The following is a 24,229-nucleotide window of genomic DNA, read 5'->3' on the forward strand; positions in this document are numbered from 1 at the left end:
ACCTCTCTGCACGACTACTTCGCCGCGAAAACTCTTAGCCTGCTACGCGGCCACCACGGCGGACCCGCAGTGCCTCGAGCGCCTCCTCCAGGAGGGCCGCGCCGTCCTCGTCGGACCGGCGTTCCTTCACATAGGCGAGGTGCGTCTTGTACGGCTCGTTCCGCACCGGGGCCGGCGGGTTCACCGGGTCCATCCCCGCGGGGAAGCCGCACCGCGGGCAGTCCCACTGCGTGGGCGCCTCGACGTCCTCGCCCACCGAGAAGCTCGGTGCCGTCTCGTGCCCGTTGGCACACCAGTAAGAAACTCGGATGCGCGGGGCGGTGTCGCCCCGCTCCGTCTCCCCGAGGGGGCCGGCGCCTACCCGGCTCCCCCGAATCGCATGACCGCCTGATGCCACGTCTGTCGTCCCCTCTGTGTGTGGCCGTCAGCTGCTAGGCGCTTGGCGACCGGGTCAGCTGACCTTCTGGATGAGTCCGAGCAGGACGATCACCACGGCCCACACGAGGGCGAAGGCGATTGTGATGCGATTGAGGTTCCGCTCGGCCACGCCGGACGAACCGGCGCCCATCGAGATACCGCCACCGAACATGTCGGACAGACCGCCACCCTTGCCCTTGTGGAGCAGGATGAGCATGGTGAGAAAGCCACTGGTCAGGACCAGCAGGACTTCCAGGATGATGCGGAGCGCGTCCACGGTTCACGTCCTCGGTTGTAGATGTGCCGGGGCGATCCCCGGCGGCGGATTCGGTCAAGAATAAGCGAGACGTACCTCACATTGCGAACCCCCTGATCAGGCCTTCGAAAGCCGTGAAAAGGGAGTCGCACCTGGAACGTCACGCCCGTGTGAGGGTACCTCAGGCAGGTTGCGGGAAACGTGCGTCCTGCCCCACGTGTCAGACCCACAGGCCACCGGGGTGAGCTGTGGGTCCGACACGTAGGAAGGGGCTACTTACGCGACGACGTGGCTCTGGTAGCGCGCGATCTTCGCGAACTCCTCGGGGTCGAGGCTCGCACCGCCCACCAGCGCGCCGTCGACGTCGGGCTGCGCCATGATCTGCGCGACGTTGCCCGACTTCACGGAGCCGCCGTACAGGACGCGGACGCCGTCGGCGACACCCGGGTCGCACAGCTCGCCCAGCACGCGGCGGATCGCGCCGCAGACCTCCTGCGCGTCCTCGGGGGTCGCGACCTCGCCGGTGCCGATGGCCCAGACGGGCTCGTAGGCGATGACGACGGAGGCGACCTGCTCGGCCGGCACGTCGGCCAGGGCGGCCTCGACCTGCGCGAGGGTGTGCGAGACCTGGTTGCCCGCCTTGCGGACCTCCAGACCCTCGCCGACGCACAGGATCGGGGTCAGGCCGTGCGCGAACGCGGCACGCACCTTGGCGTTCACGACGTCGTCGGTCTCCGCGTGGTACTCGCGGCGCTCCGAGTGGCCGATCACCACGTAGGTGCAGCCCAGCTTCTTCAGCATCGTGCCGGAGATCTCGCCCGTGTAGGCGCCGGACTCGTGCCGGGACAGGTCCTGGGCGCCGTAGACGATCTCCAGCTTGTCGGCGTCGACGAGGGTCTGCACCGAACGCAGGTCGGTGAACGGCGGGACGACCGCCACCTCCACCGCCGCGTAGTCGTGCTTGGCGTCCTTCAGGGTCCAGGAGAGCTTCTGGACCGTGCTGATCGCCTGCTGGTGGTCCAGGTTCATCTTCCAGTTGCCCGCCATCAGCGGCGTGCGGGTGGTAGCCACGTGCTTCTTCTTTCTGTTCGGAGATACGTCAGGTCAGCCGGCGAGGACGGTGAGGCCGGGGAGCTCCTTGCCCTCCAGCAGCTCCAGGCTCGCGCCGCCACCGGTCGAGATGTGGCTGAACCCGGCCTCGTCGAAGCCCAGCACGCGCACCGCGGCCGCGGAGTCGCCGCCGCCCACGATGGAGAACCCGCCGGCGGCCGTCGCGTCGATGATGCCCTGCGCCACGGCCTTGGTGCCGTCCGCGAACGCCTCGAACTCGAACACGCCCATGGGGCCGTTCCACGCGATGGTCTTCGCGTCCGCCAGCTTGCCGGCGAACAGCTTGCCCGACTCGGGGCCGATGTCCAGGCCCATGGTGCCGTCCGGGATCGCGTCGGCCGCGACCACCTGGTGCGGCGCGTCGGCCGCGAACGAGTCCGCCGCGACGATGTCGACCGGCAGCACGATCTCGACGCCGTTGGCCTCCGCCGTGGCGAGGTAGCCCTTGACCGTCTCGATCTGGTCGGACTCGAGCAGGCTGTTGCCCACCGACTGGCCCTTGGCCGCGAGGAACGTGAAGACCATGCCGCCGCCGATGAGCAGGCGGTCCGCCTTGGTCAGCAGGTTCGCGATGACGCCCAGCTTGTCCGACACCTTCGAACCACCGAGCACCACGGCGTACGGGCGCTCCGGGTCGCCGGTCGCCTTCGACAGCGACTCGACCTCGTTCAGCACCAGGTCACCGGCCGCGGCGGGCAGCACCTGCGCGACGTCGTACACGGAGGCCTGCTTGCGGTGCACCACACCGAAGCCGTCCGAGACGAACGCGTCCGCGAGCTGGGCCAGCTCACCGGCGAGCTCGGCGCGCTCCGCGTCGACCTTCGAGGTCTCGCGCGCGTCGAACCGCACGTTCTCCAGGAGGGCGACCTGGCCGTCGGCCAGGGCCTCGACCGTGGCCTTCGCCGACGGACCCACGAGGTCCTCGGCGAGCGCGACGTCCTGACCCAGCAGCTCGCCCAGACGGGCGGCGACGGGCGCCAGGGAGTACTGCGGGTCCGGCGTGCCCTTGGGGCGCCCCAGGTGAGCCAGGACGACGACGCGCGCACCGGCGTCGGTCAGCCGCGTCAGCGTGGGCAGCGCGGCGCGGATGCGGCCGTCGTCCGTGATGGTCGTGCCGTCCAGCGGCACGTTGAAGTCGGAACGGACCAGGACGCGCTTGCCGCGCAGGTCGCCGAGGGAGTCGATGGTCTTCATGAGCACTCCAGGTCGGGGACCGGCCGCCAGGAGGCCGGTCAGGGTTTCCGTCACATGACGACGTCCGCGTGCGCCGGCTGGCCGATGCGCACGCGGACGTCGGAGTTCACGCTGGTGAGAAAGCGGTCAGAGCTTCTCGCCGACGAACACGGTGAGCGAGACGAGGCTGTTCGAGTAGCCCCACTCGTTGTCGTACCAGGAGACGACCTTGACCTGGTTGCCGATCACCTTGGTGAGCTTCGAGTCGTAGATGCTCTGGTGCGGGTTGGTCACGATGTCCGAGGACACGATCTCGTCGTCCACGTACTCCAGGATGCCCTTGAGCGGGCCCTCGGCGGCGGCCTTGACCGCGGCGTTGACCTCCTCGACGGTGACGTCGCGGGGCGCCTCGAACGTGAGGTCCGTGGCCGAGCCGGTGATGACCGGCACGCGCAGGGCGTAGCCGTCCAGCTTGCCCTTGAGCTCCGGCAGCACCAGGGCGACGGCCTTGGCGGCACCCGTGGTGGTCGGCACGATGTTCTGCGCGGCCGCGCGGGCGCGACGCAGGTCCTTGTGCGGGCCGTCCTGCAGGTTCTGGTCACCCGTGTAGGCGTGGATCGTGGTCATGAGGCCACGCTCGATGCCGATCGAGTCGTTCAGGGCCTTCGCCAGCGGGGCGAGGCAGTTCGTGGTGCACGACGCGTTCGAGATGATGTGGTGCGCCGCGGCGTCGTACTGCTCGTGGTTGACACCCATGACGAAGGTCGCGTCCTCGTTCTTGGCCGGAGCCGAGATGATGACCTTCTTGGCGCCGGCGTCGATGTGCGCCTTCGCCTTGGTGGCGTCCGTGAAGAAGCCCGTGGACTCGATGACGATGTCCGCACCCAGCTCGCCCCAGGGGAGGTCGGCGGGGTTGCGCTCGGCGAGCGCACGGATCTTCTTGCCGTCCACGATGATGTTGTCGTCGTCGAAGTCGACCGACTTGCCGAAGCGGCCCAGCGTCGTGTCGTACTTGAGCAGGTGCGCGAGCGTCTTGTTGTCGGTGAGGTCGTTCACGCCCACGACCTCGATGTCCGCACCCGACTCCACGAGAGCCCGGTAGAAGTTCCTGCCGATACGGCCGAAGCCGTTGATGCCGACGCGGATGGTCACAATGCCCTCCTCAGGGGCGCCGGCCGTCCCGGCGCACACGTTTCCTTGGATCTGACGCCACTGCCGTCGATGCCCGACAGTCAGTGCGTTGCCAGGGTGTTTCCGGGCGCCGCGACCCCGCGACGACCCGAAGGGGAAACGCGATGGTCACGGCGTCGTCACCTGACGATTTCGAGCCTATACCCGAACCGTGCCGAACCGTGACCCGAGCCGGACAGCCTGGAACTCCCGGTTCTGTCCTTTCCCACAAAACAGATCACAGATCGAGCAGGTCCGCCGACAGCCCCGCCTCGGTGTCCGGGATACCCAGCTCCAGGGCGCGCTTGTCCGCCGTCGACAACAGGCGGCGGATCCGGCCCGCCACCGCGTCCTTGGACAGCTGCGGCTCCGCCAGCCGGCCCAGCTCCTCCAGCGACGCCTGCTTGTGCGCCAGACGCAGCTCACCGGCCTGCCGCAGGTGCTCCGGCAGCTCGTCCCCCAGGATCTCGAACGCCCGCTGCACGCGCGCCCCCGCGGCCACCGCCGCCCGGGCCGACCGCCGCAGGTTCGCGTCGTCGAAGTTCGCCAGGCGGTTCGCCGTGCCACGCACCTCGCGGCGCTCGCGGCGCTCCTCCCACACCTTGAGCGTCTCGGGCGCGCCGATCCGCTCCAGCATGCGGCCGATGGAGTCGCCGTCGCGGATCACGACGCGGTCGATGCCGCGCACCTCGCGGGACTTGGCGGCCACGCCGAGGCGGCGGGCCGCGCCGACGAGCGCGAGCGCGGCCTCCGGGCCGGGGCTGGTCACCTCGAGCGCCATGGACCGGCCGGGCTCGGTGAGCGACCCGTGCGCCAGGAACGCGCCGCGCCACACCGCCTCCGCCTCCGGGACGCCGGCGGACACGACTTCGGGCGCCAGGCCGCGCACGGGGCGGCCGCGGGCGTCGAGCAGGCCGGTCTGGCGGGCGAGCGACTCGCCCTCGCGCACCACGCGCACCACGAACCGCGAGCTCTTCCGCAGGCCGCCGGCCTGCACCACGATGAGCTCGCTCGTGTGCCCGTAGAGGTCGTGGATGGCGTGCCGCAGCCGGGTCGCCGCCGCCTCGGTGTCGAGCTCCGCCTCGATCACGACCCGCCCGGAGATGATGTGGAGCCCGCCCGAGAACCGCAGCGTCGCGGAGACCTCTGCCTTACGGCACGACGTCTTCGCCACCCGCACCCGCGCGAGCTCCTCCTTGACCTGTCCCGTGAGCGCCATGGCGTCATCCTGCCATGGTCATGTGCACGGTAACCCGGTGGAATCGCGGAAACTCGGGCGAATTGTCCCGGCGTGTCGCCTCATCGGTCGATCCGCTTGCAGAGAATCCCGCTCATCGCGGCGCCTTCTCCCCGGCGGTGACGGCGAACGGCAGGTGGTTGCCCGCCAGCGGCGCGGCGCCCGTCCCGAAGTCCGTGAACGCGTGCGGCAGGTTCACCGCCCGGTTCAGGTCCAGGCGGAGCGTGCCCGACGGCGCCGAGGCGGACTCGTCCCCTTCCGTACCGTGCTGCGCCGCGCCGTCCGCCGTCGTGCCCGCGGTCGTCGAGACCTCCAGCGCCCGCCACGGCGCGACGCCGTCGGCCTCGTCGCTGAACAGCACGACGGGCGACGTGAGGGTGCCGGTCAGTGCGAGCGTGGCCGACCGGCCGCCGTGCACGACGTCGACCTCGCCCAGCACCTCGACGTGGTGCACCAGGCCGGGCCGGGCCGCCCCGACCGTGACCGGCTCGGGCTCGTCGTACCAGCGCACGGGCACGTCGAGCACCCAGGCGGGGTCGTGGTCGAACGCGGGGACGCCCGTGAAGGCGGCGCGCGTGGCGGCCCGCGGGTCGCGCAGCCGCACCCCGTACCGGCCGGTGCGCACGATCACCTCGACGGCTACCTCAGGCGTGTCGTCCGGCCCGGCGGAGCCGGCGCGCCCCTCGGGCAGGAAGGTGCCCACGACGCGGCCGCGCCCCTCGCCGACGCCGATCACCGTGGGGCCGTCGGGCTCGACGTCCTCGCCCACCAGGACCACGGCCTCCCCCGGGACGGGCTGCGTGCGCAGCACGCCGTCGGCGACCCACCACTCGCCGGGCACCCCGGGCAGGCGCGACGGCGTCGCCGTGGGCCACAGCAGCGCCGTCAGGCTCAGCCAGCCGTGCGGCTCGCGCAGCTCACGCTCCCGGTCCGCACGCCAGGCGGCGTGCTCACGAACGGCGTCCTCGGCGACGTTCGTGCCGGACGTGGCGGCCTGCAGAGCCTCGGTCATGTCATGTCCTCCCGGTCGGGGTGCCGGCGTGCGCCGGCGAGGGCCCCCACCGCACATGACGGGCAGGAGGCCGCACTGGTTGTCCCGCACCGCGGGTGAAGTCGCGGTGCGCGATCTCCGACCGACCAAATGGACATTCGATCGGTCGGAGATCGCCGCGCACGAAATTACGTCGCTCCTCCAGGAGTGTCAACGAAGCACACCGCGCCCGGCCGGTACGTCCGGCGCCGCTTGTCCGGCCGGCGCCGTGAAGCCGGCGGCGCGCCGCTCGTCGCGCGGCCCCCACAGGTCGGTCGTGACCTCGGCCCGGACCAGCGGGGCCACCTCGGCGGCGAACCGGCGCAGCACGTCCTCCTGCCGCGCCGGCTCCAGCAGGTGGTTCACCGACACCGACTGCAGCACGTGCCCGAACGTGCCGTGGTAGTCCAGGATCTTCTCGGCCACCCGCTCGGGCGAGCCCACCAGCGCCGGCCCGCGCTCGACGGCGTCCTCCAGCGTGCGGAAGCTGGTCACCTTGCCGACGGCGCCCGGCGCGTGCCGGCGCGCGTCCTGCTGGCGGACCTGGCCCTCGTAGATCGGCCGGTACTGCTCGACGGCCTCCTCGGTGGTGTCCGCCAGGAACAGGCCGCCCGAGCCAGCGCCGACGAACCCGTACGCCGGGTCGTGCCCCGCGGCCGCGTACCGCTCGCGGTACCGGTCGATGAGCACGGCGTAGTTCTCGCGCGGCTGGAGCGCGTTCGCGCTGACGATCGGGTCGCCGTGCTCGGCCGCCAGGTCGACGGCGAACTGCGACGTCGCCGAGCCGTGCCAGATGCGGAACGGCCCTGCGAACGGGCGCGGCAGCGTGGTCGCGTGCTCCAGCCGGTGCCGGTGCCGGCCCTCCCACGTGACGTCCTCGGTGGACAGCAGCAGCCGCAGCAGCTCGTAGTTCTCCCGCAGGTACTCGTACTGCCTGGTGAGGTCCAGGCCGAGCAGCGGGTACTGGAGGTCCTCGTTGCCCTTGCCGATGACGATCTCCAGCCGGCCGCGGCTGAGCTGGTCGACCGTCGCGAGGTCCTCGGCGAGCCGGATCGGGTCGTGCAGGGACAGGACCGTGACGCCCGTGGACAGCAGGATGCGGGAGGTACGGGCGGCGATGGCGCCGAGCAGCACCGTCGGGGCCGAGGACAGCACCGGACCTGCGTGCCGCTCCCCCACCGCGAAGGAGTCGAACCCGAGCTCCTCGGCGAGCACCGCGGTGTCCACGATGCGGTTCAGCCGGTCGGCGGGCGGCACCGCCCGGCCCGTCACGGGGTGCGGCGGGTTGAACGCGATGTCCAGGACCTGGAAGCGCATCAGGCGGCCGTGCTCTCGGCGGCGGACGCCGCCCGGTCGCGCTCGGCCACGCCCTCCTGGACCAGCGGGATGACGTACCGGCCGAAGTCGATCGCGTCGTCCAGCAGGTCGTAGCCACGGGCCGAGATGACCCGGACGCCCAGGTCGTAGTACGCCAGCAGGGCCTGCGCCACCTGCTCAGGCGTGCCGACCAGCGCGTTGGAGTTCCCGGCGCCGCCGGTGGCCTTCGCGGTGGCGGTCCACAGCGCGGTGTCGAACCGCTCGCCCTGGGCGGCGATCTCCAGCAGGCGCCGGGAGCCCGCGTTCTCGGGCTTGTCGATGGGGTGCCGCCGGCTCAGCACGCCGCCCTGGGCCGCCTTGCGCGCCTCGATGCGGTCGAGCACCCGGTGGGCCTTCTCCCAGGCCAGCTCCTCGGTGGGCGCAATGATGGGCCGGAACGCCGCGTGGATGCGCGGCGGCGTCGCCCGGCCCGCAGCGGCCGCCTCGGCGTGCACCCGGACGATCTGCTCGGCGGTGCGGTCCAGCGGCTCGCCCCAGACGGCGTAGATGTCGGCCTCCGCGGCGCCCACCGGGTAGGCGGCCTCGGACGAGCCGCCGAACGAGATGGTGGGCACGTGTCCCTCGACCGGCTTGGTGTCCAGCACGAAGTCGTCGAGGTCGTAGAACTCGCCGTGGTGGTCGAACGGCTCGGCGCTGGTCCACGCCCGCCTGACGATCTGGATGTACTCGCGGGTACGGGCGTACCGCTGGTCCTTGGTGAGAGTGTCGCCCTCGCGGCCCTGCTCGTGGTCGTTGCCGCCCGAGATGAAGTGCACGGACAGCCGCCCGCCCGAGAGCTGGTCCAGGGTCGCGAACGTCTTGGCCGCGTACGTCGGGTAGGAGACGTTCGGCCGGTGCGCCAGCAACAGCTCGATGTCCGGCACGTGCGCGGCGACGTGCGCGGCGAGCGCCGATGGCTCCGGCCCGGAGGAGCCGTAGGCGAACAGGATGCGGGTCCAGCCGTTGTCCGCGTGCGCGCGGGCGATGCGGACCAGGTAGTCGGGGTCGAAGGGCGTGGTGGTGCGTGCGGTGGTCTCGGAGGCGTCGCTGGTCGCGGCGATGCCGAGGAACTCGACGGGCATGAGGGTTCTCCTTCGCTTCGGGGCGTGCGGGATGGTCGGACGGCGGGCAGGCCGACGGCGGGGCGGGCCGGGTTCAGACGCCGCCGGCCACCCGGCCGGGGTCGGTCGCGGCGCGGTCGCCGGCCCCCCAGGCGTGGGCGAGCAGCTCGAACGAGCGGCGGGTCTCGGCGGGGTCGTGGGTGGCGGTGGTGACCAGCAGCTCGTCGGCGCCGGTGACGCGCACGAGCGTCTCCAGCCGTTCGACGACGGTCTCCGGGTCGCCCACGATCCGCGTGTCGACGCGGTCGGCCACCAGGGCGCGCTCGGCGTCGGGCCGGTCGGTCCAGGCGGTCGCGGCGGACGGCGACGGGTAGGCGATGGCGCCGCGCTCGCCGCGCCGGATGGACAGCACCCAGTCGGCGAACGGCTCGGCGAGCACGCGGGCGCGTTCGAGGGTCCGCGCCACGAGCACGTCGGCCGACACGATGACGTACGGCTCCTCCAGCACGCCGGGCCGGAACGCCTCCCGGTAGGCGGCGACGGTGTCGAGCACCGTGGCGGGGCTGACGTGGAAGTTGGCCGCCAGGGGCAGGCCGAGCTCGCCCGCCACGCGGGCGCTCTCGCCCCCGCTGGACGCGAGGAGCCAGAGGTCGAACTGCGCCCCCTCGACGGGCGGGCTCGTGTAGGCGCCGCCGGTGCGGTCCCGGTAGGTGCCGCGCCGGACGTCGAGCACGAGCTCGACCTCCTCGCGGAAGTCGGCGGGCTTGCGCTGCACGCCGATCACCTCCTGCTGGGCGAGGATCCGCTCGCGCAGCGCGGGGTCGTTGAAGCCGTTCGGCGGCGCGGGCGGCACGTACAGCCCGTCCACGAGCCGCGGCACGCCCGCGGCGCTCGCCGCCGCCCGTCCGCCGTCGAACGTAGGTCTGCTCGGGTTCTCGGCCGTCTTGGCGCGACCATCCCTACGTTCGCCGCCTCCGGTGCGGGTCGCGGCGGCCGACGGCGGCACCGTGAACGCGCGGCCCAGGCCCAGGTCGACGCGGCCGGGGTGCAGGGCCGCGATGGTGCCGAACTGCTCGGCGGCGATCAGGGGCGACGTCGTGGACAGCAGCACCGCGCCGGAGCCGACACGGATGCGCGAGGTGCGGGCCGCGACGGCAGCCGCGAGCACCGCCGGCGACGTGGAGGCGACGCCGGGCGCGAGGTGGTGCTCGGCGTACCAGACGCGGCGGTAGCCCAGGGCGTCGAGGTCGGTCGCGAGCGCCACGGCCCGCTGGATCGCCTCGACGCCGGTGGAGCCGTCGGCGACCAGCGCGAGGTCCAGCACGGACAACGGGACCCGCGGCGCGACGGACGCGATGTCGGAAACGGTGGCGGATGCGGTGGCCGGTTCGGTCATGCGGCTCACTCCTCGGTCTTGGGCAGGCCGGGCGGGTTGGTCTCGGCGCGGTCCACGGCCTCGACCTGCAGGCCCCAGCGCTCCAGCACCTGCTGGTAGGACCCGTCCTCGATGGCGTGGTTGAGGGCGGCGGTAACCGCCTCGGCGGCGCCGGCGCCCTTCTTGGTGGCGACGGCGATCTGCGCCGTGTCGGGCCAGCCGCCGTTCAGGGTGCCGACCACCTTGAAGTCCTCCGGGGACACCGCGGCCTGGTAGGCGAGCACGGCGTTGGGCCCCACGTAGGCCTCGACGCGGCCCGACTGGAGGGCGAGCAGCACGTCGGAGAGCTGCTCGTAGTACTCGGGTCCCTGGATGGGCTCCAGGCCGTCCTCCTGGTTGAGGCGGTCCCACTCGAGCAGGATCTTCTCCTGGTTGGTCCCGGAGCCGACGCCGACGACCTTGCCCGCGATGTCCTCGCGCTGCTCGATCGTGAGGTCGGAGTCGGCGGCGGTGAGCCAGCCGAGCTCGTCGACGCGGTAGCTGGAGAAGTCGATGGTCTCCTTGCGCTCCTCGGTCACGGTGATGTTGGAGATGACGGCGTCGACGTCGCCCGACTGGAGGGCGAGCGGCCAGTCGGCCCAGGCCTTCACCTCCAGGTTCACGTCCTTGCCGAGGGCGTCGGCGACGAGCTGCGCGATGTCGGTCTCGTGGCCGATCGGCGTCTTGTCGTCGTCGGCGAGGAACACCAGGGGCGGGGCACCGCCGGCGCTCACGGCGACCGTGATCTCGTCCTTGGCGGCCCACTCGTCGGGCAGCAGCGCGACGGCCTCGGCGGACTCGGTGGTGCGGACGCGGTCCTGGTCGGGGCTGGTGCTGACCTGCAGGCCGGCCGACTCGGGCGCGTTCCCGGCGAGGCCGGCGGCGTCGTCCGCCTCGGGGCGCTCGGTGCTGGCGGCCGAGCAGGCGGCGGTGAGGGCGAGCAGCGGTACGGCGGCCAGGGCGAGCAGGCGGGTGCGGACGGCTCGTCGGGAGACGGTCACGGTGGTTCCTCTCGGGAGGGCTACGGGGGTCACAGGACCTTCTCCAGGAAGGCCTTGGTGCGGTCGCTGGTGGGGTGGTCGAGCACGGCGGCGGGCGGGCCCTGCTCGACCACGACGCCCTCGTCCATGAAGACGACGGTGTCCGCGATCTCGCGGGCGAAGCCCACCTCGTGGGTGACGACGACGAGCGTGGTGCCGGAGCCGGCGAGCTCCTTGATCACGCCGAGCACCTCGCCGACGAGCTCGGGGTCCAGGGCGGACGTCGGCTCGTCGAAGAGCACCACGGCGGGCCGCAGGGCCAGGGCCCGGGCGATGGCCACCCGCTGCTGCTGGCCGCCGGAGAGCTGCCGGGGCCGGGCGTCGGCCCGGTCGGCGAGCCCGACGCGGGCCAGCAGCTCGCGTGCCTCCGCCTCGGCCTCGGCGCGCGGCCGGCCCTGGGCGAAGATCGGCGCCTCGACGACGTTCTCCAGCACCGTGAGGTGCGGGAACAGGTTGAAGTTCTGGAACACGAACCCGATCCGGGTGCGCCGGCGCAGGATCTCGCGCTCGGTGAGCTCCCGGAGGGTGTTGCCGTGCCGGGCGTACCCGATGAGCTCGCCGTCCAGGGACACGAACCCGCGGTCCACCTTCTCCAGGTGGTTGACGGCGCGCAGCAGGGTCGACTTGCCCGACCCGGACGGGCCGATGATCGCGGCCACCTCGCCCGGGCGGACGGTCAGGTCCACGCCGCGCAGGGCCTCCAGCAGGCCGAACGACTTGTGCACGCCCCGGATCTCCAGCAGTCCGCCGGTCATGCGGCACCCCCCTTCCGCCCGGGGGGTGTCCCGGGAGGTGTGGCGCGCGGGGCGACCCACCGCCCGACCCGGACGCGCGCGGCCAGGGCGGGCGGGACGCCGTCGGGCACGGGGGCGCCGGTCAGGCGCGACCAGCCGACCTGGATCTCCCACCGCACCCGCTGGACGGGTGTGGGCGGCAGGGTGTGCAGGGCGCCCTTGGCGTAGTGCCGCTCCACGTAGTACTGGACCACCGTGATGAGCGTGGTCAGCGCGAGGTACCAGATCGCGGCGACGATCAGGAGCGGCACCACGCGGCCGTTGCGGCCGTAGATGACGCTCACGATGTAGAACAGCTCGCCGTACGCCAGCACGTACACGATCGACGTGCCCTTGAGCAGGCCGATCACCTCGTTCACCGCGGTGGGCACGATGGACCGCATCGCCTGCGGCAGGATGATCCGCCGCACCTGGCGGTGGCGCGGGATGCCCAGGGACGCCGCGGCCTCGTGCTGGCCCTGGTCGACGCCGAGGATGCCGGCCCGGACGATCTCCGCGCTGTACGCGGCCTGCGACAGACCCAGCCCGAGGATCGCGGCCCAGAACTTGTCGATCAGGTCGAGCGTGTCGAAGAACAGGAACTCGGGCCCGAACGGGATGCCGAGGCTGAGGACCGGGTACAGGTAGGCGAGGTTGTACCAGAGCAGGAGCTGCAGCAGCAGCGGCACCGACCGGAACACCCACGTGTAGGCCCACGAGACGGCCTGCAGCAGCGGGGAGCGCGACAGCCGCATCAGGGCCAGTACCGTGCCGAGCGCGAAGCCCACCACGGACGCCGTCACCGTGAGCCGGATCGTAGCCCACGCCCCCTCCAGGATCGAGGGCCACGTGAGGTAGCGGGCGACGACGTCCCACTCCCAGCGGTCGTTGGTGACCAGGGAGGAGACGACCATCGCCAGCAGCACGCCCACCACGGTGGTCGCGACCCACCGGCCCGGGTGCCGGGCCGCGACCACGCGCAGGTCCTCGTCGGCCGGTCCCGCCTGCGCGGGTCCGCCCCCGCCCGGTGGCAGGCCGGGCGGCGGGTACAGGAGGCGGGACTCGCCCTCGGCCAGGTCGGCGCTCATGTCGTCAGCCATTTCTCGAAGGGGAGCGGCCCGAACGGCTGCTCGGTCGCGGGGTCGGTGGGCTCGCCGGCGGCGGCCGCGGTGAGCGGCGTCCAGCCCGTGGCGCGGTAGAGGCCCGCCGCCTCCGGCTGGCGTGGGCCCGTGGTCAGGTAGAGCCGCGGGTAGCCCAGGTCGCGGGCGCGTGTCTCCAGCTCGGCCAGCACGCGCCGGGCCAGGCCGCGGCGCCGGTGGGCGCCGTGGGTCCAGATGCGCTTGAGCTCGGCCGTAGGGACGGCCGGGACGCCGTCCGCGTCCCGCGCGTCGCCGCGCGCCAGGCGCGCGGCCTCCCCCAGCTCGGGCTCCAGCCGACGGCGGAACGCGCCGCCCGCGACCGGCTCGCCGTGCTCCAGGAGCAGCACCAGGGCACCCACGGGCGGGGCGAACTCCTCGGCCGCGTAGTGCGCCATCTCGGCCCGGTGCTGCTCCTCGGTCAGCAGGTCGTGGTAGCGGGCGCGGTACTCGACCGACAGGCCCGCCAGCAGCGGTTCGACCAGCGGGTCGGACAGGCGCACGTCGCGGACCTCCAGCGCCGCTGGGTGCGGGCCCGCGGAGAGAGCGGTCACCGTGGTGCCTCCTCACCCGCGGTGACCGCGAACGGCAGGTGGTTGCCCGCCAGCGGGGCGGGGCACGTGCCGAACCGCGTGAACGCGTACGGCAGGTTCACCGCCCGGTTCAGGTCCAGGCGCAGTGTGCCGGGGGCCGGGCCGTCGGCGTCGTCCGCAGTCGTCCCCGGGACGGGGATGCGCAGGACCCGCCACGGCGCAACCTCGTCGGACTCGTCGGTGAACAGGAGGGTCGGCTCCGTGGCGCTGCCGGTCAGCGCCAGGGTGGTGACCGTCCCGGCGTGCGCGACGTCCACCTCGCCGAACACCTCGACGTGGTGCACCAGGCGGGGCTGCGCCGCGCCCACGGTCACCGCGTCGGGCTCGTCGTACCAGCGCACGGGCACGTCCAGCACCCAGGCCGGGTCGTGGTCGAACGCGGGGACGCCGTCGAACCCCGTGCGGGTCGCCGCCTCCGGGTCCCGCGGCCGCACGCCGTACCGGCCGGTGCGCAGCACCACCTCGACCGCCACCTCGTGCTCGGCGCCCGCCGCCCGGCCCTGCGGCAGGAACGTGCCCAGGACCTTGCTGCGGCCCTCGCCCACGGCGACCGACGTCGGACCGTCGGCCTCGACGTGCTCCCCCACGAGCGTGGCCGTGTCGCCCGCCACCGGGCGCGTGAACAGCGTCCGGTCGGCGACCCACCACTCCCCGGGCAGCCCCGGCAGACGCGCCGGCGTGGCCGTGGGCCACAGCAGCGCCACCGGGCTCAGCCAACCGTGGGGCGTGCGCAGCTCGCGCTCGCGGGCGGCCCGCCACGCGGCGTGCTCGCGCGCGGCGGCGTCGGCGTCGGCCTCGGCGTCGGGTGATGCCGCGGCCGGCTTGCTCAGTACCTCGGTCATGTCAGGTCCTTCCGGTCGGGGTGCGCGGCAGTGCGGGCACCGGGGATCGCCGCGATCAGCTCGGCGGTGTACGGGTGGGTGGGGTGGTCGAACACGCGGCCGACGGGTCCGGTCTCCACGAGCCGGCCGGCGCTCAGGACGCCGACATGGTCGGCGACCTGCCGCACCACTCCCAGGTCGTGCGAGATGAACAGGTAGGTCAGGCCCCGCTCCGCGCGCAGCCGGGCCAGCAGCTCCAGGACGCGGGCCTGCACGGACACGTCGAGCGCGGAGGTCGGCTCGTCCAGCACGAGCAGCTCCGGGTCGAGCGCCAGCGCTCGCGCGATGGCCACCCGCTGGCGCTGTCCGCCCGACAGGGCGGCGGGCCGCCGTCCGGCCAGGTCCGGCGAGAGGTGCACCTGCTCGAGGAGCTGCGCCACCCGGTCACGCCGCTCGGCACGGTCCCCGATCCGGTGGGCCCGCAGCGGCTCCTCCACGACGGCGGCGACCGTGAAGCGGGGGTCCAGCGACGAGTACGGGTCCTGGTGCACGAGCTGGGTGCGACGGCGGGTCGTCCGGTCGGCGCGGACGGAGGCGCCGTCCAGCTCGACCGCGCCGCCGTCGGGCCGCTCCAGGCCGAGCACCAGGCGCGCTGTGGTCGACTTGCCCGACCCCGACTCCCCCACCAGGGCGAACGCGGAGCCGCGCGGGACGGCGAACGACACGTCGTCGACCGCGCGGATCCGCTCGCGGCGGCCCAGACGGAACTCCTTGACCAGGCCGCGGACCTCCAGCAGGGCCGGCCGGGGCTCGGGCTCACCGGTAGCGGGGGTGGCGGCGGTCCTGGCGCCGGCAGCGGTCCTGGCGCCGGCCGACCCGCTCGGGGCTGCGTCCTCCGGCGTCCCGGGTGCGCGACCGGCGTCCGGCGCAGGCGCGCTTGGCACATTATTTCTGCCGGGTACGGCCGCGACGAGCTCCCGCGTGTACGGGTGCTCGGGGGCGCCCAGCACCCGGGCGGCGGGCCCCTCCTCGACCACCACGCCGTCCTTGAGGACGACCACCCGGTCGGCCCGGTCGGCGGCCACGGCGAGGTCGTGCGTGATGAGCAGCACCGCCGTGCCCGCCCGTCCGGTGAGGTCCGCGAGCAGGTCGAGCACCCGTCGCTGGACGGTCACGTCCAGGGCCGACGTCGGCTCGTCCGCGATGACCAGCTCCGGCTCGCAGGCCATCGCGATCCCCACGAGCACGCGCTGCCGCATGCCGCCGGAGAGCTGGTGCGGGTACTGCCGGGCGCGCTCCCGCGGCCGGTCCAGACCCACCTCGCCGAGGATCTCGACGGCCCGCTCGCGGGCGGCCCGGCGCGGCGTCCCGTGCACCACGAGCGCCTCGGCGACCTGCTCCCCCACCCGCACCACGGGGTCGAGCGCGGTGCCCGGGTCCTGCGGCACGAACCCGACGCGCACGCCGCGCACCCGCCGCCACGCGTCGGGGAGCAGGCCGGTGAGCGGCGTGGACCGCGGCCCGGAGCCGAGCGTGACCTGCCCCGCGGTGACGCGGCCGCCGTCGGGCAGCAGGCCGATCAGGGCGTGCGCCGTGGTGGACTTGCCGCTCCCGGACTCCCCGACCAACGCGACCACCTCGCCGGGCCGCACGTCCAGGTCCACGCCGTGCACCACCTCGGCCGTGCCGTAGGCGACCCGCAGGCCGCGCACGCGCAGCGGGCCGCCCGACGGCGCAGGGCCGCCCGCGGCGCTCTCCGGAACAGGGGTGCCCGTGCCGGGCCGCGTCGTCAGCGTCATCGGTCCGTCCTCGTCTCGCGGGTGAGCGCCCGGCCGAGCACGCCGACGGCGAGCACGAACAGGGCGATGACCAGGCCCGGCAGCGTGGAGTACCACCAGGCGACGGCCAGGTAGTCACGTCCCTCGGCCACCAGGGAGCCCCACTCGGGCGTGGGCGGCGTGGCGCCGTACCCGAGGAAGCTCAGGGCGGAGACCGCCAGGATCACCGCGCCGAGCTCGACGGCCGCGAGCGCCAGCACGGGGCCGGCCGCGTTGGGCAGCACGTGCCGGAGCAGGACGGCGCCGCGCCCGGCGCCGGCCAGGCGCGCGGCCTCCACGTAGGTGGCGTGCCGCACGCGCAGCACCTGGCTGCGCATGACGCGCGCGAACGTGGCCACCGACGCGATGCCCACGGCGACAGCGACCTTGACGGTGCCGAAGCCGAGCGCGGTCACGACGGCGAGCGAGAGCAGCAGGCCGGGGATGGCGAGCAGCACGTCGGTGGCGCGCATGAGCGCGTCGTCGACCGGGCCGCCGAGGAAGCCGGCGAGCAGCCCGACGCCGGACCCGGCCACCAGGGCGACGCCGATCGCGAGCAGCGCGGCCCGCACCGAGAGGCTGGTGCCGTGCACGGTGCGGGAGAACAGGTCGCGGCCGAGGTGGTCGGTGCCGAACCAGTGGGCGGCGCCGGGCGCCTGGAGCTTGTCGGCGGGGACGCCGGTGATGGGGTCCTGGCCCGTGAACAGGCCGGGGACGAGCGCCCAGGCCAGGACGAGCACCACGATCGCGAGCGCCACCAGGGCGGCGGGTCTCGTGCGGAGCACGGCGAGGGGCCCGGTGCGGAGCAGGGCGAGGCTGCGGGTCATCGCGCGCCTCCCCCGGGGCGGCCGGGGGCGCCGGCGAGCACCCGCGGGTCGAGCAGGGGGTGGACGAGGTCGACCAGGAGGCTGGTCAGCACGAACACCGCGGCGGCGACGACCACGAGCCCCTGGACCACGGGGATGTCCTGCGTGGTCACGGCGTTCTCGACGAGGCGGCCGAAGCCCTGGCGGGAGAACACCGTCTCGACCACGACCGTGCCGCCCAGCAGGTTGCCCACGAGTACGCCGAGCACGGTGACGGTCGGCAGGGACCCGTTGCGCACCACGTGCGCGCCGAGCACCCGGGCGCGGCCGGAGCCCTTGGCGAACGCCGTCTCGACGTAGGGCGCGCGCCAGGCCTCGCGCAGGCCCTGGGACAGCACCTGCGCGACGACGGCGGCGAGCCCGACGGCGAGCGTGACCGCGGGCAGCACCAGGGAGGCGAACCCCTCGTTGCCGACCGCCGGGAAGACGAACCAGGTGAACGAGAACAGGTGGAGCAGCACGAGGCCCACCCAGAACCCGGGCACGGCGACGCCGAGCGGCGGCAGCGCGAGCAGCAGGTCGCGCAGCCAGGCCGCGCGGGTCCAGGACGCGAGCAGGGCGATCCCCACCCCGGCGACGAGGGCGAGGACGAGCGCGAGGCCGGCGAGCTTCGCCGTCTCCGGGAACGCGTCCGCGATGAGCTCGGTCACGGGGGCGCCGCTGCTGATGGAGGTCCCGAGGTCGCCCGTCAGGGTGCGGCCGAGCAGCGTGAGGTACTGCTGCGCGGGACCCTGGTCGAACCCGTAGCGCTCGCGCAGCTCGGCGACCCGCGCCGGGTCCACGCGCTCGCCCCCGGCGCCCTGGTCGAGCATGATCGCGACCGGGTCGCTGGGCAGCAGGTACAGGATCAGGTAGGAGAGCGTGAACGCCGCCCACAGGACCGCGACGGCGCCGCCGAGGCGGCGCAGGACGTAGGCGGCCATCACTCCTGCTCGATCCAGGCGTCGTGGAACAGCAGCCGGGACGAGGCGTCGAAGGTGACGCCGTGCACGTCGCCGCGCACCCCGATCGACTGGGACAGCTCGAACAGCGGGACGGCGAGGCCCTCGTCGAGCAGCGCCTCCTGCGCCTCGGCCGCGATCGCGTCGCGGGCGGCCGGGTCGGCCTCGCCGAGCTGCTCGTCGAGCAGCGGGTCGACGACGTCGTCGGGCTCGCGCAGGCTGAGGTTGCGCTGCGCGGTGGAGAACTGGGTGCGCAGGATGTCGGCGTCGGCCCGGGTGACGTTGTAGTAGTAGAAGTCGTAGTCGCCGGAGTCCTGGGCGACGGTCTGCTCGGGGGCCGTGAGCTGGCGGAGCGTGAGGTCCACGCCGACGGCGCGCAGCTGCTGGGCCACCAGCTCCAGCACCGGCCCGCTGCCGGTGAACACCGGGGTGTAGGTCACCTCGATCTCCAGCGGCTCGCCGTCCTTCTCGCGGATGCCGTCCGGCCCGGGGACCCACCCGGCGTCGTCGAGGATGCGGCCGGCCTCCTCGGGGTCGAAGGCGAGCCGGTCGGACAGGTCGGCGTAGCCCGGCGTGGTGGACGCGAGGATGCCCGTGGCCGGCTCGAACGCGTCGGACAGCACGGTGTCGACCAGCTCCTGGCGGTCGACCGCCAGCAGGAGGGCGCGCCGCACCTCGACGTCGTCCAGGGGCGCGCGGGTCAGGTTGGGCTGCAGCACGAACGGCACGCCCGGGTTGGCGCGGGTGAGCACCGTGCCGCCCGAGCCCTCGACCTGCGGCACGTCCTGCGGCAGCACGTCGCCGACGGCGTCGAACTGGTCGGACGCCAGTCCGCCGGCCCGCACCCCGGACTCCGGGACCACGGAGAACTCGACGCGCTCCAGGTAGGCGTCGCCGTCGTGCTCCGCCGACGCGGGCGCCCAGTCGTAGCCCTCGCGGCGCGTGATCACGGCACCCTGGTCCTGCGTGTAGCTGTCCAGCACGAACGGCCCGGAGCCGACGACAGCGCCCTGGAGGCGCTCGGCCGGGTCCACCGCCGCCGTCTCCTGCGCCAGGATCGCGAGCGACACCGTCGAGGTGGCCTGCAGGAACTGCGCGTTCGGCGCGTCGAAGACGACGGTCGCGGTGTGCTCGTCGGGCACCTCGGTCTGCTCGTAGCCCGCGAGGTAGCTCGCCGCGAGCGGCGCGCTCGCCCCGAGGTCGCCCGCGACGGCGTCGAAGCTGGCCTTCACGTCGGCGGAGTCCAGCGCGCTGCCGTCGGAGAACGTGACGCCGTCACGCAGGTGGAACGTGAAACGCGTCAGGTCGTCGCTGACGTCCCAGCTCTCCGCGAGCCACGGCTGGATCTCGCCGGTGGTGGGGTCCTGGTCGGTGAGCGAGTCGGCGAGCTGCCGCGCCACGTAGATGCTGACGTTCGAGCCGACCTGCTGCGGGTCCACGCCCTGCGGCGCGGCCCCGAGCGCGAACCGGAGCGTGCCGCCCGGCGTCGGCTCGGCGGGCGCGCTGCCCGCGGCGGAGCCTGGTCCGGCGGAGTCGGGTCCGGCGCAGCCGGTCAGGGCGAGCGCGGCGGTCAGGGCCGTGGCGACGGCGGCGGCTGCCGCTGCGGGCGGCGTGCGGCGGGGGCGGTTCGGGACCATGGGGGTTGTCCTCTCGGGGCACGGCGAGGCGGACCCGCGCGCGGGTGCACGAAGGTCCGTCACCGGAGGTGACGCGGGGGCAAGGTGGGGGGCGGCCGCGAGGGGCCGTTCAGCGGGGGGCGCCGCGCGGCGCTACCCGGGATGGTGCGCGGTGCTACCGGAGGCCGTCAGCGGCCGGCCGGACAACACTCGTGGGCACCGCACAGGAGGCGGGCGTGCGCGGACCGCACCGTGCCGTACATCGCTCGTGCCATGTCGGTCTCCCTCCGGTTCGAATTCCCTATGGGATTGATAGGGATTCGGTCTGCGGGGAAGTTACGGCCGACCAGGGGGCATGTCAACGGTGTCCACGAAGGGTCTCGCATCGCGGACGGGGCGGCTGGTCAGGCCGGGTCAGACGTCGCCGTAGACGCCCTCGAACACGTCGCGGTAGGCCGCGGCCAGGCGCAGCCCGTCGTGCCGGGCGGTGTCGTCACCGCGGCGCACCTGCCGCATGATCACGCGCGCCCCCATGGACGCGGCGGCGGCCTCCAGGGCGGCGACGTCCTCGACGGCCGACGGGTCGGCCAGCACCGCGTCGATCCGCAGGCCGGGCGCGTGCTTGTGCAGCGCCTCCAGGTGGTCGACGGCGGTCAGGCCCTCCGTCTCGCCGTTCTCCGCGGACAGGTTGAGCGTGACGCAGCGGCGCGCCTTGGTGGCGTGGAGCGCGTCCGCGAGCGCGGGCACCAGCAGGTGGACCAGCACCGAGGAGTACCAGGACCCCGGGCCGAGGACCACCCAGTCGGCGTCGAGCACGGCCTGGACGGCCTCCGGCGAGGCCGGCGGGTCCGCGGGGAGCAGCCGGAGCTGCTCGATGCGGCCCTCGGTCACGGCGACCTTGCTCTGCCCGATCACGGTCTCCAGGGGCGCCTCCGGCTCGCCGGGCGCCGCGGTGTGCCGCACGTCGGCCTCGACCACGAGCGGCACCGACGCCATCGGCAGCACGCGCCCGCGGGCGCCGAGCAGGCGGCCCACCCAGTCCAGCCCCTCGACCGGGTCCCCGAGCAGCTCCCACAGCGCCACGATGAGCAGGTTGCCCATGGCGTGGTTGTCCAGCTCGCCCGACGACGAGAACCGGTGCTGCAGCATGGCGCTCCAGGTCCGGCCCCACTCCGAGTCGTCGCACAGGGCAGCGAGCGCCATCCGCAGGTCGCCGGGCGGCAGCACGTCGAGCTCCTCGCGCAGCCGGCCGGACGAGCCGCCGTCGTCGGCCACCGTCACGACGGCCGTGAGGCGGTCCGACATGAGGCGCAGCGCGGACAGGCTGGCGGACAGGCCGTGGCCGCCGCCGAGAGCGACGACCGACGGGTTCTTGCTCCACTCCGGGGCGGGGACGTCGGGCACCCCCGGCGCGTGCGGGATCATTCGCGGCCCAGGTCGCGCGCGGAGACGGAGACGAGCTGCCCGCGGGCGCGCAGCCGCTCGGCGATGGCGTCGGACATGGCGACAGACCGGTGCTTTCCGCCCGTGCATCCCACGGCGATGGTCACGTAACGCTTCTCCTCGTTGAGATAGCCGGCGAGCACCGGCGCCAGGGCCTCGACGTACCGGTCCGCGAACTCCACGGCGCCCGGACGGGCGAGCACGTAGTCGCGTACCGGCTGGTCACGGCCCGTCAGGTGCCGCAGCTCGGTGATCCAGTACGGGTTGGCCAGGAACCGTACGTCCACCACGTGGTCCGCGTCCAGCGGGATGCCGTACTTGAACCCGAACGAGATCACGTTGATGCGCAGCTGCTCGGTCGCGTCGTGCGCGAGCCAGGCGCGGATCTCCCGGGCGAGGTCGTGCACGGACAGGTCGGAGGTGTCGATCCGCAGGTCGGCGCGCTCGGCCAGGGTCGCCACGACGGAGCGCTCCTCGGCGATGCCGTCCAGGATCCGGCCGTCGCCCTGCAGCGGGTGCGGGCGGCGCACCTGCTCGAAGCGGCGCACGAGCACCTCGTCGCTCGCGTCCAGGAACAGGATGCGGTAGGCCACCTTGGCCTCCGTCATGTGCACGAGCACCTTGTCCAGCTCGGAGAAGAACTGGCGGCCGCGCACGTCCACGACCACGGCGACGCGCTCGATGCTGGATCCCTTGGCCATGAGGTCGACCAGGGGCACCAGCATCATGGGCGGCAGGTTGTCGACCACGTACCAGTCGAGGTCCTCCAGCACGGCGGCGGCCCGGGACCGGCCGGCGCCGGACATCCCGGTGATCACCAGGACCTGCGGGTCGCTGCGCTCGGGGGTGTGCGTGGCGGCCTCGACCGCGGCGATTCCCTCGGGGGCCGTGGTGGGGGACGGCTCGGTGTTGCTCATGGCACCAAGCATGCCAGCGTCAGGCCTTCAGGGCGGCCACCACGGCCGCGGCCGTCGTGGCGCCCATGCCCCGTACGCTGGCGATCTCCTCGACGCTGGCCGCCTTGAGGCGCTTGACCGACCCGAAATGGGTGAGCAGCACCTTCTTGCGGGCCGGGCCGAGCCCCGGGACGTCGTCGAGCACCGAGGCCGTCATGCCCTTGCTCCGCCGGCGGCGGTGCTGCGTGATCGCGAACCGGTGCGCCTCGTCGCGGACGCGCTGGAGCAGGTACAGGCCCTCGCTGGAGCGCTGCAGGATGACCGGGTACTCCTCGCCGGGCAGCCACACCTCCTCCAGGCGCTTGGCCAGCCCGCACAGCGCGACGTCGGTGATGCCGAGCTCCTCCAGCGCCTTCTTGGCGGCGGCGACCTGGGGCGGCCCGCCGTCGACCACCACGAGGCTCGGCGGGTAGGCGAACCGGGCCTTCTCCTCCGGGGCGTCGGCGGCGACCTCACCGCCGGGCAGCGCTCCGGGCAGGGCGCCGGCGGGGTCCTCGTCCGCACGCTCCTCCCCCGCCGAGATCTCGACGTCGTTGGCCTTGAGCCGGTCGGTCAGGTACCGCTTGAAGCGGCGCGTGATGACCTCGTGCATGGCCTGCGTGTCGTCGCGGGCGCCGTCGCCGTCCGACCCGCGGATGCTGAACGAGCGGTACTCGCTCTTGCGGGGCAGGCCGTCCTCGAACACCACCATGGACGCGGACTGGTAGGTGCCCTGGGTGTGCGAGATGTCGTAGCACTCGATGCGCAGGGGCGCCGACTCCAGGTCGAGGGCCTCCTGGATCTCGCGCAGCGCCTGGCTGCGGGTCGTGAGGTCGCCCGCGCGGCGGGTGCGGTGCAGCACCAGCGCGTGCTCGGCGTTCTTGCGGACCGTCTCGGCGAGCTCCTTCTTGTCGCCGCGCTGCGGCACACGCACGTCCACGCGCGAGCCGCGCAGCCCGGTGAGCCAGGCGCCGACCTGGTCCAGGTCGGGCGGCAGCACCGGCACGAGCACCTCGCGGGGCACGGCGTCGCGGGCCTCGGGGCCGCTCAGGTCCTGGTCCGACCCGTACACCTGCTGCAGCAGGTGCTCCACGAGCTCGCCGTCGCTGATGTCCTCGACCTTCTCGACCACCCAGCCGCGCTGGCCGCGGATGCGGCCCCCACGGACATGGAAGACCTGGACGGCGGCCTCCAGCTCGTCGCCCACCAGCGCGAACACGTCGGCGTCCGTGGCGTCGCCCAGCACCACCGCGTTCTTCTCGGTGGCGCGGCGCAGCGCCTCGATGTCGTCGCGCAGGCGGGCGGCCTGCTCGTACTCCATCTCGGCGGCGGCCTCCTGCATGCGCTTGGTCAGCCGGCGCTCGAACTTGGCGGTGTCGCCCGCCATGAAGTCGCAGAAGTCCAGGACCAGCGCGCGGTGGTCGTCCACGCTGATGCGGCCCACGCACGGCGCCGAGCACTTGTCGATGTAACCGAGCAGGCAGGGCCGCCCCGACTGGCCCGCCCTCTTGTAGACGCCCGCGGAGCAGGTGCGGATCGGGAACACCCGCAGCAGCAGGTCGAGGGTCTCCCGGATGGCCCAGGCGTGGCCGTAGGGCCCGAAGTACCGCGTGCCCTTGCGCTTGGCCCCGCGCATGACCTGGGCGCGCGGCACCTCCTCGCCGAGGGTCACCGCGAGGTACGGGTACGACTTGTCGTCGCGGTACTTCACGTTGAACCGCGGGTCGTACTGCTGGATCCAGGTGAACTCCAGGGCGAGCGCCTCGACCTCGGTGCCCACCACCGTCCACTCGACCGACGCCGCGGTGGTCACCATCCGCTGCGTGCGCTCGTGCAGGTGCGCCACGTCCTGGAAGTAGTTCGCCAGACGCTGGCGCAGGTTCTTCGCCTTGCCCACGTAGATGACCCGGCCGTGCTCGTCGCGGAACCGGTAGACACCGGGCGACGTCGGGATCTCTCCCGCCTTGGGTCGATAGGTTGCTGGATCCGCCATGGCACCAACCTAAGCGGTGCCACTGACAACG

Annotated in this window: 22 protein-coding genes; all 22 read right to left on the reverse strand. The window is 73.5% G+C overall.

Annotation, left to right across the window (positions count from 1 at the left end):
- Positions 1-34: 34 nt before the first annotated feature.
- Positions 35-397: an RNA polymerase-binding protein RbpA gene (locus ACZ7LE_RS11120; RefSeq protein WP_397396271.1), complete on the reverse strand. Its 363-nt coding sequence runs from the start codon at positions 395-397 to the stop codon at positions 35-37.
- 54 nt (positions 398-451) lie between these two features.
- Positions 452-694: a preprotein translocase subunit SecG gene (gene secG, locus ACZ7LE_RS11125; RefSeq protein ID WP_020014806.1), complete on the reverse strand. Its 243-nt coding sequence runs from the start codon at positions 692-694 to the stop codon at positions 452-454.
- A 255-nt stretch (positions 695-949) separates the two neighbouring features.
- A complete protein-coding gene (gene tpiA / locus ACZ7LE_RS11130) occupies positions 950-1,720 on the reverse strand; it encodes a triose-phosphate isomerase (RefSeq protein ID WP_470404534.1) in 771 nt (256 codons plus the stop codon).
- A 57-nt stretch (positions 1,721-1,777) separates the two neighbouring features.
- Positions 1,778-2,977 (reverse strand): phosphoglycerate kinase, encoded by a 1,200-nt coding sequence (locus tag ACZ7LE_RS11135; RefSeq protein ID WP_470403364.1) that lies wholly within the window; start codon positions 2,975-2,977, stop codon positions 1,778-1,780.
- A gap of 126 nt (positions 2,978-3,103) precedes the next feature.
- Positions 3,104-4,108, reverse strand: coding sequence for a type I glyceraldehyde-3-phosphate dehydrogenase (gene gap, locus ACZ7LE_RS11140; protein ID WP_470403365.1), 1,005 nt, complete (start codon positions 4,106-4,108; stop codon positions 3,104-3,106).
- A gap of 256 nt (positions 4,109-4,364) precedes the next feature.
- Positions 4,365-5,345 carry a DNA-binding protein WhiA gene (gene whiA / locus ACZ7LE_RS11145; protein ID WP_377228504.1) on the reverse strand — a complete coding sequence of 327 codons (981 nt, stop codon included), beginning with the start codon at positions 5,343-5,345 and terminating at the stop codon, positions 4,365-4,367.
- Positions 5,346-5,457: 112 nt separating this feature from the next.
- On the reverse strand, positions 5,458-6,375 hold the full coding sequence (locus ACZ7LE_RS11150) for a DUF1684 domain-containing protein (RefSeq protein WP_470403366.1): 918 nt from the start codon (positions 6,373-6,375) through the stop codon (positions 5,458-5,460).
- 189 nt (positions 6,376-6,564) lie between these two features.
- The gene (locus ACZ7LE_RS11155; protein ID WP_470403367.1) at positions 6,565-7,710 is read right to left on the reverse strand and encodes an LLM class flavin-dependent oxidoreductase; all 1,146 of its coding nucleotides are present in this window, start codon (positions 7,708-7,710) and stop codon (positions 6,565-6,567) included.
- Positions 7,710-8,831 (reverse strand): LLM class flavin-dependent oxidoreductase, encoded by a 1,122-nt coding sequence (locus ACZ7LE_RS11160; protein ID WP_470403368.1) that lies wholly within the window; start codon positions 8,829-8,831, stop codon positions 7,710-7,712. Before ACZ7LE_RS11160 ends, ACZ7LE_RS11155 begins: the two co-directional genes overlap by 1 nt.
- 73 nt (positions 8,832-8,904) lie before the next feature.
- Positions 8,905-10,206, reverse strand: coding sequence for an LLM class flavin-dependent oxidoreductase (locus ACZ7LE_RS11165; protein WP_470403369.1), 1,302 nt, complete (start codon positions 10,204-10,206; stop codon positions 8,905-8,907).
- A 5-nt stretch (positions 10,207-10,211) separates the two neighbouring features.
- Positions 10,212-11,225 carry an ABC transporter substrate-binding protein gene (locus ACZ7LE_RS11170; protein ID WP_470403370.1) on the reverse strand — a complete coding sequence of 338 codons (1,014 nt, stop codon included), beginning with the start codon at positions 11,223-11,225 and terminating at the stop codon, positions 10,212-10,214.
- A 29-nt stretch (positions 11,226-11,254) separates the two neighbouring features.
- Positions 11,255-12,019 (reverse strand): amino acid ABC transporter ATP-binding protein, encoded by a 765-nt coding sequence (locus tag ACZ7LE_RS11175; protein WP_470403371.1) that lies wholly within the window; start codon positions 12,017-12,019, stop codon positions 11,255-11,257.
- On the reverse strand, positions 12,016-13,125 hold the full coding sequence (locus ACZ7LE_RS11180) for an amino acid ABC transporter permease (RefSeq protein WP_470404535.1): 1,110 nt from the start codon (positions 13,123-13,125) through the stop codon (positions 12,016-12,018). The genes ACZ7LE_RS11175 and ACZ7LE_RS11180 overlap by 4 nt, the downstream gene beginning before the upstream one ends.
- Positions 13,122-13,727, reverse strand: a complete 606-nt coding sequence (locus ACZ7LE_RS11185; RefSeq protein ID WP_470403372.1) for a GNAT family N-acetyltransferase — start codon at positions 13,725-13,727, stop codon at positions 13,122-13,124. The genes ACZ7LE_RS11180 and ACZ7LE_RS11185 overlap by 4 nt, the downstream gene beginning before the upstream one ends.
- The gene (locus ACZ7LE_RS11190) at positions 13,724-14,608 is read right to left on the reverse strand and encodes a DUF1684 domain-containing protein (protein ID WP_470403373.1); all 885 of its coding nucleotides are present in this window, start codon (positions 14,606-14,608) and stop codon (positions 13,724-13,726) included. The genes ACZ7LE_RS11185 and ACZ7LE_RS11190 overlap by 4 nt, the downstream gene beginning before the upstream one ends.
- A complete protein-coding gene (locus ACZ7LE_RS11195; RefSeq protein WP_470403374.1) occupies positions 14,605-16,386 on the reverse strand; it encodes a dipeptide ABC transporter ATP-binding protein in 1,782 nt (593 codons plus the stop codon). Before ACZ7LE_RS11195 ends, ACZ7LE_RS11190 begins: the two co-directional genes overlap by 4 nt.
- Entirely contained in the window at positions 16,383-17,231 is an 849-nt protein-coding gene (locus ACZ7LE_RS11200; protein ID WP_470403375.1) for an ABC transporter permease, read from the reverse strand. The genes ACZ7LE_RS11195 and ACZ7LE_RS11200 overlap by 4 nt, the downstream gene beginning before the upstream one ends.
- A complete protein-coding gene (locus tag ACZ7LE_RS11205; protein WP_470403376.1) occupies positions 17,228-18,193 on the reverse strand; it encodes an ABC transporter permease in 966 nt (321 codons plus the stop codon). The genes ACZ7LE_RS11200 and ACZ7LE_RS11205 overlap by 4 nt, the downstream gene beginning before the upstream one ends.
- Positions 18,193-19,848 carry an ABC transporter substrate-binding protein gene (locus tag ACZ7LE_RS11210; RefSeq protein ID WP_470403377.1) on the reverse strand — a complete coding sequence of 552 codons (1,656 nt, stop codon included), beginning with the start codon at positions 19,846-19,848 and terminating at the stop codon, positions 18,193-18,195. Before ACZ7LE_RS11210 ends, ACZ7LE_RS11205 begins: the two co-directional genes overlap by 1 nt.
- 393 nt (positions 19,849-20,241) lie before the next feature.
- Positions 20,242-21,252: a gluconeogenesis factor YvcK family protein gene (locus ACZ7LE_RS11215; RefSeq protein ID WP_470403378.1), complete on the reverse strand. Its 1,011-nt coding sequence runs from the start codon at positions 21,250-21,252 to the stop codon at positions 20,242-20,244.
- Positions 21,249-22,187 (reverse strand): RNase adapter RapZ, encoded by a 939-nt coding sequence (gene rapZ / locus ACZ7LE_RS11220; protein ID WP_397396304.1) that lies wholly within the window; start codon positions 22,185-22,187, stop codon positions 21,249-21,251. Before rapZ ends, ACZ7LE_RS11215 begins: the two co-directional genes overlap by 4 nt.
- A gap of 19 nt (positions 22,188-22,206) precedes the next feature.
- Positions 22,207-24,198 (reverse strand): excinuclease ABC subunit UvrC, encoded by a 1,992-nt coding sequence (gene uvrC / locus ACZ7LE_RS11225; RefSeq protein ID WP_470403379.1) that lies wholly within the window; start codon positions 24,196-24,198, stop codon positions 22,207-22,209.
- Positions 24,199-24,229 lie beyond the last annotated feature (31 nt).

It is taken from the genome of Promicromonospora sp. NPDC110617 (assembly GCF_055598465.1).